Annotated in this window: 13 protein-coding genes; 5 read left to right on the top strand and 8 right to left on the bottom strand. The window is 70.8% G+C overall.

The window, feature by feature from the left end:
- Positions 1 to 23: 23 nt before the first annotated feature.
- On the top strand, positions 24 to 443 hold the full coding sequence (locus AB0N78_RS03385) for a VOC family protein (RefSeq protein ID WP_363385843.1): 420 nt from the start codon (positions 24 to 26) through the stop codon (positions 441 to 443).
- Here the strand turns inward: AB0N78_RS03385 and AB0N78_RS03380 are convergent.
- Genes AB0N78_RS03380 through AB0N78_RS03365 form a run of 4 tightly spaced genes read right to left on the bottom strand, consistent with a single transcriptional unit; the run spans position 410 to position 3,693 of the window.
- Positions 410 to 991: a hypothetical protein gene (locus AB0N78_RS03380; RefSeq protein ID WP_363385840.1), complete on the bottom strand. Its 582-nt coding sequence runs from the start codon at positions 989 to 991 to the stop codon at positions 410 to 412. The genes AB0N78_RS03385 and AB0N78_RS03380 overlap by 34 nt on opposite strands.
- A gap of 52 nt (positions 992 to 1,043) precedes the next feature.
- On the bottom strand, positions 1,044 to 1,967 hold the full coding sequence (locus AB0N78_RS03375) for a metal ABC transporter permease (RefSeq protein WP_363385837.1): 924 nt from the start codon (positions 1,965 to 1,967) through the stop codon (positions 1,044 to 1,046).
- Positions 1,964 to 2,761, bottom strand: coding sequence for a metal ABC transporter ATP-binding protein (locus tag AB0N78_RS03370; RefSeq protein WP_363385834.1), 798 nt, complete (start codon positions 2,759 to 2,761; stop codon positions 1,964 to 1,966). The genes AB0N78_RS03375 and AB0N78_RS03370 overlap by 4 nt, the downstream gene beginning before the upstream one ends.
- Positions 2,758 to 3,693 (bottom strand): metal ABC transporter substrate-binding protein, encoded by a 936-nt coding sequence (locus tag AB0N78_RS03365; RefSeq protein WP_363385831.1) that lies wholly within the window; start codon positions 3,691 to 3,693, stop codon positions 2,758 to 2,760. Before AB0N78_RS03365 ends, AB0N78_RS03370 begins: the two co-directional genes overlap by 4 nt.
- A 126-nt stretch (positions 3,694 to 3,819) precedes the next feature.
- Here AB0N78_RS03365 and AB0N78_RS03360 point away from each other — a divergent pair, with 126 nt between their 5' ends.
- Together AB0N78_RS03360 and AB0N78_RS03355 are read left to right on the top strand one after the other, a co-directional pair.
- On the top strand, positions 3,820 to 5,205 hold the full coding sequence (locus AB0N78_RS03360; protein ID WP_363385829.1) for a glycine--tRNA ligase: 1,386 nt from the start codon (positions 3,820 to 3,822) through the stop codon (positions 5,203 to 5,205).
- 146 nt (positions 5,206 to 5,351) lie between these two features.
- On the top strand, positions 5,352 to 6,491 hold the full coding sequence (locus AB0N78_RS03355) for a YibE/F family protein (RefSeq protein ID WP_363385827.1): 1,140 nt from the start codon (positions 5,352 to 5,354) through the stop codon (positions 6,489 to 6,491).
- Positions 6,492 to 6,643: 152 nt separating this feature from the next.
- Here the strand turns inward: AB0N78_RS03355 and AB0N78_RS03350 are convergent, their stop codons facing one another.
- Positions 6,644 to 7,237 (bottom strand): TetR/AcrR family transcriptional regulator, encoded by a 594-nt coding sequence (locus tag AB0N78_RS03350; RefSeq protein WP_363385825.1) that lies wholly within the window; start codon positions 7,235 to 7,237, stop codon positions 6,644 to 6,646.
- Between the two features lie 66 nt (positions 7,238 to 7,303).
- Here AB0N78_RS03350 and AB0N78_RS03345 point away from each other — a divergent pair, with 66 nt between their 5' ends.
- Positions 7,304 to 7,846 (top strand): HXXEE domain-containing protein, encoded by a 543-nt coding sequence (locus AB0N78_RS03345; protein ID WP_363385822.1) that lies wholly within the window; start codon positions 7,304 to 7,306, stop codon positions 7,844 to 7,846.
- A gap of 10 nt (positions 7,847 to 7,856) precedes the next feature.
- The gene (gene dusB, locus AB0N78_RS03340) at positions 7,857 to 9,023 is read left to right on the top strand and encodes a tRNA dihydrouridine synthase DusB (RefSeq protein WP_363385820.1); all 1,167 of its coding nucleotides are present in this window, start codon (positions 7,857 to 7,859) and stop codon (positions 9,021 to 9,023) included.
- Positions 9,024 to 9,252: 229 nt separating this feature from the next.
- Here dusB and AB0N78_RS03335 read toward each other — a convergent pair whose 3' ends face one another.
- Genes AB0N78_RS03335 through AB0N78_RS03325 form a run of 3 tightly spaced genes read right to left on the bottom strand, consistent with a single transcriptional unit; the run spans position 9,253 to position 12,910 of the window.
- Positions 9,253 to 10,158, bottom strand: coding sequence for a PfkB family carbohydrate kinase (locus AB0N78_RS03335; protein WP_363385817.1), 906 nt, complete (start codon positions 10,156 to 10,158; stop codon positions 9,253 to 9,255).
- Complete coding sequence (locus AB0N78_RS03330) at positions 10,155 to 11,858, bottom strand: glycoside hydrolase family 13 protein (protein WP_363385815.1); 1,704 nt, start codon at positions 11,856 to 11,858, stop codon at positions 10,155 to 10,157. The genes AB0N78_RS03335 and AB0N78_RS03330 overlap by 4 nt, the downstream gene beginning before the upstream one ends.
- The gene (locus tag AB0N78_RS03325; RefSeq protein ID WP_363385812.1) at positions 11,855 to 12,910 is read right to left on the bottom strand and encodes a LacI family DNA-binding transcriptional regulator; all 1,056 of its coding nucleotides are present in this window, start codon (positions 12,908 to 12,910) and stop codon (positions 11,855 to 11,857) included. The genes AB0N78_RS03330 and AB0N78_RS03325 overlap by 4 nt, the downstream gene beginning before the upstream one ends.
- Positions 12,911 to 12,957: the final 47 nt, after the last annotated feature.

The following is a 12,957-nucleotide window of genomic DNA, read 5'->3' as shown; positions in this document are numbered from 1 at the left end:
GCCCGTGTCGATACCGTGCCGACATGAGCACAGCCCAGCCCAGTACCCGTGAGTCCGGTTCCGACGCGCCCCGCGCGACGATGGCGATGATCACCGTCGATGCTCTCGACGCCACGGCGCTCGCGCACTGGTGGGCCCGACGCTTCGACACCGAGGCGGTCGACCACAGTGGTGGAACTGGTCAGTTCCTCGCGGTGACGATTCCGTCCGCGCCCACCCTCGGGTTCCAGAAGGTGGCAGACCCGACGCCGGGCAAGAATCGCCTGCACCTGGACGTCACGGTTCCCGACCGGGCGGCTGGGGTCGCCGACCTCGTCGCTGACGGTGCCACCGTGATCGCGGAGCACAATCTTGCCGACCTGGGCGGAGCTGACTTCGCGTGGACAGTGCTGACCGACCCGGAGGGCAATCATTTCTGCGTCTCGGACGCGGCCGGTTCCTGAGCCCGCTGTCGCCGACGACGGACCACCACCGCCGCTGTGATCACCGCGACGAGCAGGACCAGCACGCCCGCTAGTGCCCACGGCGAGGCCAGCGACAGCCGGACCACCGCCCACACTGCGCCCAGCCCGACGGTGCCCCAGATGAACGCCCAGGCGATCGAGCCCGGGATCGACGCGAGCACGAACCGCGGGTACGGCATCCGCAGCAGCCCGGAGCCAACGAAGACCGCGGTCTGCACGCCGACGGTGACATAGGCGAAGGTCACGGCCAGCGGCCCCCACCGGTGCACCAGGTCCAGACCCCGCCGTGCGGTGGGGGTGCGCATCAGCCGTTGGGCGTGGTCGCGCCAGATCTGCCACCGGCTGTCGACGCTGGGCTGGTCGCCGCGCTCATCCACCCGCTCGGCCAGCCGCCCGGCACCGGAGAACACCCCACGGCCCAGCCAGTAGAACAGGTGCGAGCGGCCCATCACGATCACGAACAGCGCCCCGATCACGGCCCAGAACGGCCACCCGGCCATCCCGTACGCGGCCGCCACATCGGTCATGCGGTCAGTCTACGAGTGCGTGGTTCAGGCATGATCGGCCGGTCGGCGACGGTCACCGGGCCGCACCGAGGTCGACGTCGTCCGGCAGTTCCGGGTGCGGATCGCGGGCCAGGGCGGCACCGCGGCGTCGGGTGAACAGCGGCCGCAGCACCGCCGTGCCCGCGTAGAGAGCGATGGCCAGCAACACGATGGTGGCACCGGGCGGGTAGTCCTCCCAGTAGGTGATCGACAGCCCGACCACACTGACCGCGATGCCGATCCCGCTGGCGACGCCCATGGTGCGCGTGAACGACCCGGCGAACAGCTGGGCCACCGCCACCGGCACGATCATCAGCGCGGACACCAGCAACAGTCCGACCACCCGCATCGCGACAGTCACGGTCAGCGCGGACATCACCGCCACGATCATGTTGAGGAAGGTCACCGGCAGACCCGATCCGCGGGCGAACTCCTCGTCGTGACTGACCGCGAACAGCGCGTGCCGCAGCCCGAGTCCGACCAGCAGCACCCCCACCGCCAGGCCGACGGTCCACCACAGGTCCTGGGTGCTCACGGTGGCGATGGACCCGAAGAGGTAGCTCATCAGGTTGGCGTTGGTGCCCCCGGCGACCTTGATCAGCAGCACACCCCCGGCGATGCCGCCGTAGAACAGCAGAGCCAGCGCGAGATCCCCGGAGGTTCGGCCCCGGGCGCGGACCCACTCGATGATGACCGAGCCGATCACCGCGGCGATCACTGCGCCCGGGATGGCCAGGGTGTCGGCGGGGGTGAGGTTGGCCCAGGTGCCGACCAGCCAGCCCATCGCCACACCGGTCAGTGCCACGTGGCCGATGCCGTCGCCCATCAGCGCCAGTCGTCGCTGGACCAGGAAGGTGCCCACTACCGGTGCGGCAGCACCGACCAGCACGGCGGCGATCAGGGCGCGCTGCATGAGCGGCGAGCTGAGCATGGTGCCGAGAGTGTCCAGCCAGGTCATGGCAGCACCTCCATGGCCAGGCCGGTTCCGGACTCCGGCGGGGTGTCGGCATGCGGGTGGGTGTGGTCGTGCTCGGGGTCGGCGTGCTCGCCGCGCGGGGTCGGGGGCGGTCCGTCGTGCACCACCCGGCCGTGCCGGAGCACCACCGCCCGGTCGATCAGGGTCTGGAAGGACCCGATCTCGTGCAGGATCACCAGCACCGCGCTGCCGCCGTCGTGCAGTCGCCGGACGGTGTCGACGAACGTCTCCTGGGTGGGCAGGTCGATGCCGGAGGTCGGCTCGTCCAGCACCAGCAGTTCGGGGTCGCGGATCAGCGCGCGGGCGATCAGCACCCGCTGCTGCTGACCGCCGGACATCTCCAGCACCGAACGCTTGGCGAGGGCGGCCATGCCGACCTCTTCCAGTGCGGCCATCGCCTGACGGTGGGCACCGCGGGGCGGCCGCAGCCGACGACCGTGCACCAGCCCGGAGGTGACGACCTCCAGTGCGGTGGCCGGGACGCCGCCGCCGGCCGGGAGTCGCTGGGGGACGTAGCCGACCCGGGCCCAGGGCACCTTGGGGCCGAGCGGCGCGCCGAGCAGGTCGACCCGCCCCGCGGTGTGGGCGGTGATGCCCAACACCGTGCGAACCAGGGTGGACTTGCCCGAGCCATTCGCGCCGAGCAGCGCGACGACCTCACCCGGGCCGACAGTCAGGTCGACGCCGAACAAGATCTGCTGGCCGCCCAGATGGACGTCGACGCCCTGGGCGCGGACGGCGGGTGCGCGCACCACGTCGGCGGATTCGCAGTTCACGAGCACGACAATGCCGTGCGGAGCGCCTCAAGGTTCGCATCCGCGACCGACAGGTAGTCCTGCGTGTCGTCGGTCAGGCCCTCCAGCGGGTCGAGCACGGCGGTCTGCACGCCCAGCTCGGAGGCAAGGGTCTCGGCGACCTTCGGGCTGGCCAGCGTCTCGAAGAAGATCGTGCTGACCCCCTCGGACTCCACCAGGTCGGAGATCTCACGCAGCCGGGCGGGGGAGGGCTCAGCCTCCGGGTCGACACCGGAGATGCCCACCTGGGTCAGGTCGTACTGCTCGGCCAGGTAGCTGAAGGCCTCGTGCGTGGTGACGATGGTGCGGTCGGTGCAGGTGGCCAGCCCCTCGGTGTAGCGCTGGTCGAGGTCGGTCATCGAGTCGGCGAAGGTCGTGGCATTCGCGGTGAACTCCTGCGCGTGCTCCGGGTCGATCTCACCCAGAGCGGCGGCCACGTCGTCGGCGACGCTCGGCAGCAGGGTGGGGTTCAGCCAGAAGTGCGGGTCGGCGGAGCCGTGGTCGTGCTCCTCCTCGTCCTCCTCCTCGGCGTGATCGTCGTGGTCGGCGGCGTGCAGGGTGACGTCCTTGGCGGCGTCCACCACCTGCGACGGCGGATTGGCGTCCACCGCCTGGTCGACGCTGGCCTGGAAGTCGGAGAGGTACACCACCAGATCGGCGCTGCCCAGCTGGTCCACTTGGGAAGGCGAGAGCTCCAGATCGTGCGGCTCGGCACCCGGCGGGGTCAGGGAGGAGACGCTGACGTACTCGCCGCCGACCTGCTCGGCGATGTACTGCAACGGGTAGAACGAGGCGAGAACCGTCAGCCCGTCGCTGTCGCTGCCTCCGGGGGACGTCGAGGAGCAGGCGGACAGGGCCAGACCGGAGGTGGTCAGGGCCGCGGTGAGCAGGAGGGCGCGGCGGGGGGTTCTCATGACATTGATTCTCAACTAGATGAGAACCAGTGTCAAAACGCCTGGCCCCGCACCCGGGTAGCCTGGGCGGAATCTCCCCGGGTCAGCCAGACGCGGGGTCCTCGGCCCTCCAGGAGAGCAGTCACTGTGGCAGCACCGTCCCGTCTCGATTCCGTCATCTCCCTCGCCAAGCGCCGGGGCTTCGTGTTCCAGAGCGGAGAGATCTACGGCGGATCCCGCTCGGCCTGGGACTACGGGCCGCTGGGCGTGGAGCTCAAGGAGAACATCAAGCGCCAGTGGTGGAAGACCTTGGTGCAGGCCCGCGACGACGTGGTCGGCCTGGACTCCGCCGTCATCCTGCCGCGCAAGGTGTGGGAGGCCTCCGGTCACGTCGGGGTGTTCACCGACCCGCTGACCGAGTGCCTGTCCTGCCACAAGCGGTTCCGCGAGGACCAGATGATCGAGGAGTTCGAGGAGAAGAAGGGCCGCGCCCCCGAGGGTGGCCTGGCGGAGATCGTCTGCCCGAACTGCGGCACCCGTGGTCAGTGGACCGAGCCGCGTGACTTCAACATGATGCTCAAGACTTACCTCGGCCCGGTCGAGGACGAGTCCGGTCTGCACTACCTGCGGCCCGAGACAGCGCAGGGCATCTTCGTGAACTTCAACAACGTACTGACCACCGCGCGCAAGAAGCCGCCGTTCGGCATCGGCCAGATCGGCAAGTCCTTCCGCAATGAGATCACCCCGGGCAACTTCATCTTCCGCACCCGCGAGTTCGAGCAGATGGAGATGGAGTTCTTCGTCGAGCCGGGCACGGACGAGACCTGGCACCAGTACTGGATCGACGCCCGCACTGACTGGTACGTCGACCTCGGCCTGTCCCGGGAGAACCTCCGGCACTACGAGCACCCGGCGGAGAAGCTGTCGCACTACTCCAAGCGCACCGTCGACATCGAGTACCGCTTCGGGTTCAGCGGCTCCGAGTGGGGTGAGCTGGAGGGCATCGCCAACCGGACTGACTTCGACCTGAGCACGCACGCGAAGCACTCCGGTCAGGACCTGTCCTACTTCGACCAGAACAAGAACGAGCGCTGGGTGCCCTACGTCATCGAGCCGGCCGCCGGTCTGACCCGGTCGCTGATGGCGTTCCTGATCGAGGCCTACCACGAGGACGAGGCCCCGAACGCCAAGGGCGGCGTCGACAAGCGCGTGGTCCTGCGCCTCGACCCGCGGCTCGCCCCGGTCAAGGCCGCGGTGCTGCCGCTGTCCCGCAATGAGCAGCTGTCCCCGGTTGCCCGGGAGCTGGCCGCCGAGCTGCGCAAGAACTGGAACGTCGACTTCGATGACGCGGGTGCGATCGGTCGCCGCTACCGCCGCCAGGACGAGATCGGCACCCCGTTCTGCATCACGGTGGACTTCGACTCCCTTGAGGACAAGGCCGTCACCATCCGGCACCGGGACGACATGACGCAGGAGCGTGTCCCGCTGGACGAGGTGGTCGGCTACCTTGCGGCGCGGCTGATCGGGGCCTGACCCTGGCACGGTTCTGGCGGTCCGGCCCCCGGGAGGAATCCCCGGAGGCCGGGCCGTCGGCGACTGTCCCGCCCGCGTCGCAGGACCGGGACCTGTCGGCACGCACACCGGTGCACACGCACACGCACGGTGCCGGCCTGCCCCCGGTGGCGATCGGCACTCGACCGCGGGCGGTGGTCTACGGCCTGCTGGTCGCGGCGCTCCTGGTGACCGTCCTCGGGCTGGTGCTGCTGTGGCCGCGCGGCGAGTTGCCGGTGTTGCAGACCGCGCCGGACGGGGCGAGCTACCAACAGATGACGGTGACCGCGGTCGACCCGGACAGCACTGAGCCGACCATCACCGCCGAGGATGCCGCCGGGGATCCGGTGAGTGTGCAAATCGCCCCGGAGTACCTGGAGGTCATTGAGGACGGTGACGCCATCCGGGTGCTGGTGCTCGACGCGTCCCTGACCGGCGGGGTGCCCACCGCGGTGTTCGTCGACCTGGTGCGTGGTCCGCCGATGCTGTTGATGGCCGTGCTGCTCGGGGTGCTGGTGCTGGTGGTGGCGCGCTGGCGGGGGATCGGTGCGCTGCTCGGACTCGCTGTGTCCGTCGCGGGCGTGTTGTGGTTCACCGTCCCGGCGCTGGCCGAGGGGCGACCGGCGCTCGGGGTGGCGTTGGTGACCAGCTCGGCGCTGATGTTCGCGCTGCTCTACCTCGCGCATGGGTTCTCGCTGCGCACCTCCACCGCTCTGCTCGGCACCCTGGGCGGGCTGCTCGCCACCGGTCTGCTCGCAGCCTGGGCCACCGGTGCCACCCAGTTGACCGGGCTCAACGGGGAGAACGCCCTCGACCTGCGCCAACTCGCACCGGAGGCGAATCTGCGCGGCATCCTGCTGTGCGGCATCGTGCTGGCCGGGCTCGGCGTGCTGAACGACGTGACCATCACCCAGGCGTCCTCCGTGTGGGAGATGCGGGCGCTGTCGCCCACCGCCGGACGCTGGGAGCTGTTCCGCGGTGGCATGCGGGTGGGCCGCGACCACATCGCCTCCACGGTCTACACCGTGGCCTTCGCGTACCTCGGTGCCGCGCTGCCGCTGGTGATGCTGGTGGCGATGTCCGACCGGACGCTGTTGGACAGTCTGACCAGCGGGGAGATCGCCGAGGAGGTGGTCCGCACCCTGGTCGGGTCCATCGGACTGGTGTTGGCGATCCCGCTGACCACGGCGGTGGCGGCGCTGCTGGTGCCCGGGCCGGCATTGCTGAGCGGGGCTGAGGCCGATCCTGAGCCCGCGCCCACGGCCTGAGGGAGGGACTGCTGGCGCGTGCCGGCGGGGTGCGGCCATCCCTGGTGTCCGGCGTGGCGGCCCCTGGCGTCGGGGTGTGGCGACTGCTCGCGTCGGGGTGCGGTGCGGCTACTGCTCGCGTCGGGTTGCGGCTACTGCTCGGGGCGGGGTGCTCAGATGTCCCGCGCGCCGTCGCGGCGCCAGCTGGCGAGCAGCCGGCCGGCCAGCGCGGTGACATGGTCGGCGTCCAGCGGCTCACCGAGCACGGCCACCCGGTAGAGCACTGCGCCAATGGCGGCGTCCACCAGATCGGCGGGTTGTGCGGCGGCGGACAGCAGGCCGCGGTCGATCGCGGACTGCACCAGGGTGATGGCCGGCTCGCGGACCGGGTCGATGATCCGCTGGCGGTAGGCGGAGCGCAGCTCGGGATCGGCCTGGCGGTGAATGTCCTGGGCGATGGCGACCAGTGAGGCACCATTCGCGGCCAATCCGGCGACCGCCGTGGTCACCAGGCGCTCCAGATCGGCGAGGGGATCGCCGGTCGGGGCGGTGGTCCGATCACCGAGGGCGCGCTCCACGGCTGCGACCGCCAGGTGCGCCAAGCTCGGCCAGCGGCGGTAGATCGTGGTCTTGGCCACCCCGGCAGCGTCGGCGACGTCGTTGATCCGCAGCCCGGTGTACCCGTGGGTGGCGAGCAGGTCGAGCGTTGCAGCCAGCACTGTCTCATCGACTCCGGCGCGGCGTGGGCGACCCGTGGAGGCAGACATGGGCGCGATCCTGCCATGCCTCTAATTACGCTACTATTGGTAGCGTAATGCCGTGAGAGGACGATGATGGACGAGCTGACCCGGACCTGCGGCGGCCTGCTGGGAGCGTGGCTGGTGCATGACGCTGAGGAGTGGCTCACCATGGGCCCCACCTCCGCCGAGTTGCTGGCAGCGGTGCCGCAGTGGGTGCCCCTGCCGGAGAATCTGCGCTGCCATGGGCTGTCCGACCACCACGTGCGGCTCAGCATCACACTGACCGGCGTGCTGGTCGCGGTCGCCGCAGCAGACGGGGTGCGCACCCGAGGCACGTCGACGCTGTTCCGTGGCGCGCTGCTGCTCTTCGGAGCCCACGGCGTCACTCACCAGCTCGCGTCGGTCACCCGCCGTGGGTACACCACCGGGGTAGTCACTGCCCCGCTGGTCGTGGTGCCGCACTGGTGGCGCGCCCGGCGGGTTCTGCGCCGCCATGGCGTGCGAGACCTCGATCGGCGTTCGGTGCTGGCCGCGGTCGCGATGACGCCGCTGTTGCTCGGAGCGCACCTGCTCAGCTACGCGATCCTGGGGGAGCGGTCGATCCGGCCGGTTGGGTCTGCCCGCGGCCAGGGGTGACAATTGTGCGGTGACTGCCTCGACCGCCACCCCGGTGCTGCCCCCGCTGCGGATCGGCCCGCTGACCATCGACGTGCCGGTGGAGCTGGCCCCGATGGCCGGGGTGACCAATGCGGCGTTCCGCCGGCTGTGCCGGGAAGCCGGCTCCGGGCTGTATGTCGCGGAGATGGTCACCAGCCGGGCCCTGGTGGAGCGGACACCGGAGTCGATGCGGATCATCGAGCACGACCCCACGGAGACCCCGCGGTCGGTACAGGTCTACGGCGTTGACCCGGTGACAGTCGGGGCCGCCGTGCACTTGATCGCCTCGGAGGACCGCGCCGACCACATCGACCTGAACTTCGGCTGCCCGGCACCCAAGGTCACCCGACGTGGCGGTGGCGCGGTGCTGCCCTGGAAGAGCGAACTGTTCCGCAGCATCCTCACCGCTGCGGTGCGCGCCGCCGAGCCCTACGGCGTGCCGGTGACCATGAAGATGCGCAAGGGCATCGACGACGACCACCTGACCTACCTGGAGGCAGGCAAGGTGGCGCAGGACCTCGGGGTGGCCGCGGTCGCGCTGCACGGTCGGACCGCCGCCCAGCACTACTCCGGTCAGGCCGACTGGGAGGCGATTGCCCGGCTCAAGGAGGCGGTCACCGACATCCCGGTGCTGGGCAACGGTGACATTTGGTCCGCCGAGGACGCGCTGGAGATGGTCCGGCAGACCGGCTGCGACGGGGTGGTCGTCGGGCGGGGCTGCCAGGGTCGGCCATGGCTGTTCGCCGACCTGCAGGCGGCGTTCACCGGGTCTGACGTGCGGGTGCGTCCCGGTCTGCGCGAGGTCGCGGCGACGATCCGGCGGCACGGTGAGCTGATGATCGAGCACTTCGGCGAGGAGCTGAAGGCGATGCGGGAGCTGCGCAAGCACATGGCCTGGTACCTCAAGGGGTACCCGGTCGGTGGGACGCAGCGGCAAGCCCTGGCCCTGGTGTCCTCGATGGCCGAGCTGGATGACCGGTTGGCCGCCCTCGACCTGGACCAGCCGTACCCCGGCGAGGCCGCGGAGGGTCAGCGCGGCCGGGCAGGATCACCCAAGCGCCCGGTGCTGCCCGAAGGATGGTTGGACTCCCGCGAGCTGTCCGAGGACTTCCGCCGCCAGCTCCACGAGGCCGAGCTGTCCATCTCCGGCGGCTGACCCCGCCACCCCTCGCCCCCACGCCCTGCCCTCGCGCCCGTCGCCCCGCGCCCCGCCACCCCAACGCTCTGCCTCCTCGCCTCCTCGCCTCCTCGCCCTCGCGCCCCGCGAGTTCGAGGCGTCGGCGTCGAGGTCGGTGCGCGCGCATCCGAACTCGGCGCGGCATGTCCGAACTCGGCGTGCGCGGGCCGGTGTGCTCGTGCGGCAGGGCCGAACTCGGGGTCGAGGGTCAGACCCGGCGCGCCGTGGTGGTGGTGCGACGTAGGGTCGCGCGGTCCAGCGTCGGTGCGCCGAGGTCGGGGGTCGAGACGGCTGCGGCACCGGCGGTCGATGCCCAGGCCAGCGCCGTCGGGATGTCTGCGCCGTCCAGCAGCCCGGTCAGGAGCCCGGCGAAGAACGCATCCCCGGCACCGTTGCTGTCCACCGCGGACGCCGGGGTCGGGTCGACCTCCCAGAACCCCGTGGCATCGCAGGCCAGCGCACCGGCCTCACCTCGGGTGCACACCGCCAGCCGGGTGCCACGGTCGACTGCGGCGCGGAGGTAGGCAACCGGGTCGGTGAGTCGATCGGCGCTGACCTGGAGCACGTCGGCGACCTCCACCCAGGGGCGGTGGAATGCCGCGACGCCGTCGTCATCGTGCACGTCACAGCACAGCAGGGTGCCGGTCGCCCGGGCGACGGCGAGCAACGGTGGCGTCCACGCAGCCAGGTCGACCACCAGGGCATCCGCGGCGGCCACTTGCTCCGGAGTGGGACCAGCGTCCGGCGGGGCCTGCGGTACCTCCAGGTAGACGGACAGCCGGCCACCGTCGTCGGCCATCAGGTTCAGGTGCTGCTCGCTGTGACCGTCGACTGCGGGCCACACGGTCAGGTCGACCCCGGTCAGGGCGGCGCGGATCTGCGCGGCCTCGGCGTCGTCGGCGAGCACCGTGTGCAGCTGGGTGCGCACGCCCAGCGCTGCCAACGTGACCGCCTTCCCCGCTGACGTCCCACCCAGTCCGGCGCGGCGTCCGGTGGCGACCAGGGTCTGCGCGCCACCGCGGGGCAGCTGCGGCACCCGGATCAGGGTGTTCCACGACGCGGGGCCGGCGACGATCACGTCACCGGCCCCGCGCTTGACGCTGCTTGTGCTCACCGCACCCGCAGCCACACGGTGGTGTCGCCGGGTAGATCGGTCGCCGGTGTGGGGTCGCCGGGCAAGCCGGAGGCCAGCACCAGTTCCGCGCCGGTCGGCAGTGGCACCGGGGTCGAGCCCAGGTTGGCCACCACGAGCAGGTCACGGTTGCGGAAGGCGATCACCTGGTCAGTGTCCGCGTACTCCTCGGCCCAGGTCAGCCCGCCCAGACCCAGTCCGAGCTCACGGCGCAGACGCAGGGTCTCGCGGTACAGCTCCAGCGTGGAGCCCTCCTGCCCGGCCTGGACGTCTGCGGCATACGCCTTCCAGGACTCGGGCTGCGGCAGCCAGGCCTTGCCGGTGGGGGAGTAGCCCATCGCGGGGGCGTCGGCCTCCCACGGCAGGGGCACCCGGCAACCGTCACGACCACGCTCGGCACCGTTGGTCCGGAAGAACGCCGGGTCCTGGCGCAGCTCGTCGTCCAGCGCGGTGTGCTCGGGCAGGCCCAGCTCTTCGCCCTGGTACAGGTATGCCGATCCGGGCAGGCCGAGCAGCAGCAGACTGGCCGCCCGTCCGCGCCGCAGTCCGAGCACCTCATCCGGCTGCGGGTCGCCATGGCCGATGCCGTTCGGACGGTCGCCCGGGGTGGGCAGTCCGAGCCGCGAGGGATGGCGGACCACATCGTGGTTGGACAGCACCCAGGTGGTCGGTGCGCCCACCGAATCGTTGACCTGGTAAGAGGCGGCGATGATCTGGCGCAGCGCGGGTGCGTCCCACCCGGTGGCGAGGAAGGCGAAGTTGAACGCCTGGTGCATCTCATCCGGGCGCACGTAGCGGGCCAGTCGGGACAGCGGGTCGACCCAGGCCTCGGCCACCAGCATCCGGTCACCGTCGTACTGGTCCAGGATCTTCCGCCACGCGCGGTAGATCTCGTGCACGCCGTCCTGGTCGAACATCGGGCCCTGGTTGCCGCCGCCACCGCTGGCGTCGGCGTCGGTGCCCTCGATCATCGACACGTGGCCGTCCCAGTCGGGCAGACCCTCGGCCTTGACCATGCCGTGCGCGACGTCGATCCGGAACCCGTCCACCCCGCGGTCCAGCCAGAAGCGCAGCACCGATTCGAACTCGGCCCGCACCTCCGGGTTGGTCCAGTCCAGGTCGGGCTGCTTGGAGTCGAACATGTGCAGGTACCACTGGCCGTCCGGCACCCGGGTCCAAGCCGGTCCGCCGAAGATCGACTCCCAGTTGTTCGGCGGCTGCGACCCGTCGGTGCCCTTGCCCTCACGGAACAGGTAGCGCGCCCGCTCCGGCGATCCGGGCGCGGCAGCGAGCGCCTGCTGGAACCACACGTGCTCGTCGGAGCTGTGGTTCGGCACCATGTCGACCACGACCTTCAGGCCGAGTCCGTGCGCCCGCTCCAACAGTGCGTCGAAGTCCGCCAGCGTCCCGAACAGCGGGTCAACATCCCGGTAGTCCGACACGTCATACCCGGCGTCGGCCTGCGGGGAACGGTAGAACGGGGACAGCCAGACCGCGTCGACCCCGAGGGCGGCCAGGTGGTCCAGGCGGGCGGTGATGCCGGGCAGGTCGCCGATCCCGTCGCCATTCGCGTCGGCGAAGGAGCGCGGGTAGACCTGGTAGATCACCGCGTCGCGCCACCACTCGCCGTGGTCCGGTCCGGGGGCGTGGACGAGCTGGGTGCGGGAGTCGAGCGTGGTCACAGGGGAGTGCCTTCCGGGTGCGAGGGGGGTGCCGAGCCGGTCGACCCACGGACGATCAGCTCGGGATGGAACAGGAGTTCGGTGCGTGAGGCGGGGGTGCCGGCGATCTCGCTCATCAAGGCGGCGACCGCGGCGCGGCCCATCGCCTGCACTGGCTGGCGCACGGTGGTCAGCGGCGGGTCGGTGAAGCCGATCAGCACGGAGTCGTCGAAGCCCACGACGGACAGATCATCAGGTACCTGGAGCCCACGCTGTCGGGCGGCGCGGATCACGCCGAGCGCCATCAGGTCGGAGCCGCAGATGATCGCGGTGTGCCCGCTGTCCAGCAGCTCGTGCGCGGCGGTGGCCCCGCCCTCGACGGTGAACAGGGTGGAGACCACGTGGGCGCTGTCGTCCTCGACGCCGAGTCGTTCGCGCAGGGCCTGTGCGAAGGCCTGGCGCTTGCGCTGGGCGGGGACAAAACGTTCGGGGCCGATGGCCAGACCGATCCGTCGGTGCCCCAGCGAGAGCAGGTGGCGCATGGCCAGGTCGATGGCCACCGAGTCGTCCGCCGCCACGGTGGGGGCGTCGATGCCCGGGGCCGCGCCGTTGACCAGCACGATGGGCAGCCCGCGTCCGCGCAGCGCCTGGTAGCGGTCCACCGGTTGGTGGGTGTCGGCGTGCAGCCCGGACAAGAAGATGATCCCGGCCACATCGTGGTCGAGCAGGATCTCCACGTACTGGTCCTCGGTCGTACCGCCGGGTTGCTGTGCGCACAGCAACGGGGTGTAGCCGCGCTGGGTCAGCACCGACTCGATCACCTGGGCGTAGGCCGGGAAGACCGGGTTGGACAGCTCGGGCACCACCAGGCCGACCAGTCCGGTGGACCGCGGCCGGAGTCGGTCCGGGCGCTCGTAGCCGAGCAGGTCCATTGCGGTGATCACTGCCTGCCGCGCCTGGGCAGAGACGCCCGACTTGCCATTCAGCACACGGGAGACGGTGGCGGTGGAGACCCCAGCCTGTTCCGCCAGGTCAGTGAGTCGAGTACGCACGGTGGGGAGCGTAGAAGACATGGGCTCCTCCTCGTCGTCATCGTCCGTGAGCCGGTGCGGTTGCAAGC

Source organism: Cellulomonas sp. NPDC089187 (genome assembly GCF_040685135.1).
Classification (GTDB): domain Bacteria; phylum Actinomycetota; class Actinomycetes; order Actinomycetales; family Cellulomonadaceae; genus Cellulomonas.
This window is presented reverse-complemented; position numbering and strand designations above follow the sequence as displayed.

What these genes read in the sequence shown, in the direction of transcription:
- AB0N78_RS03375 (WP_363385837.1), bottom strand. Translation starts at nt 1,967, where the DNA reads ATGACCTGGCTGGACACTCTCGGCACCATGCTCAGCTCGCCGCTCATG.
- AB0N78_RS03350 (WP_363385825.1), bottom strand. Translation starts at nt 7,237, where the DNA reads ATGTCTGCCTCCACGGGTCGCCCACGCCGCGCCGGAGTCGATGAGACA.
- AB0N78_RS03345 (WP_363385822.1), top strand. Translation starts at nt 7,304, where the DNA reads ATGGACGAGCTGACCCGGACCTGCGGCGGCCTGCTGGGAGCGTGGCTG.
- AB0N78_RS03365 (WP_363385831.1), bottom strand. Translation starts at nt 3,693, where the DNA reads ATGAGAACCCCCCGCCGCGCCCTCCTGCTCACCGCGGCCCTGACCACC.
- AB0N78_RS03380 (WP_363385840.1), bottom strand. Translation starts at nt 991, where the DNA reads ATGACCGATGTGGCGGCCGCGTACGGGATGGCCGGGTGGCCGTTCTGG.
- AB0N78_RS03325 (WP_363385812.1), bottom strand. Translation starts at nt 12,910, where the DNA reads ATGTCTTCTACGCTCCCCACCGTGCGTACTCGACTCACTGACCTGGCG.
- AB0N78_RS03385 (WP_363385843.1), top strand. Translation starts at nt 24, where the DNA reads ATGAGCACAGCCCAGCCCAGTACCCGTGAGTCCGGTTCCGACGCGCCC.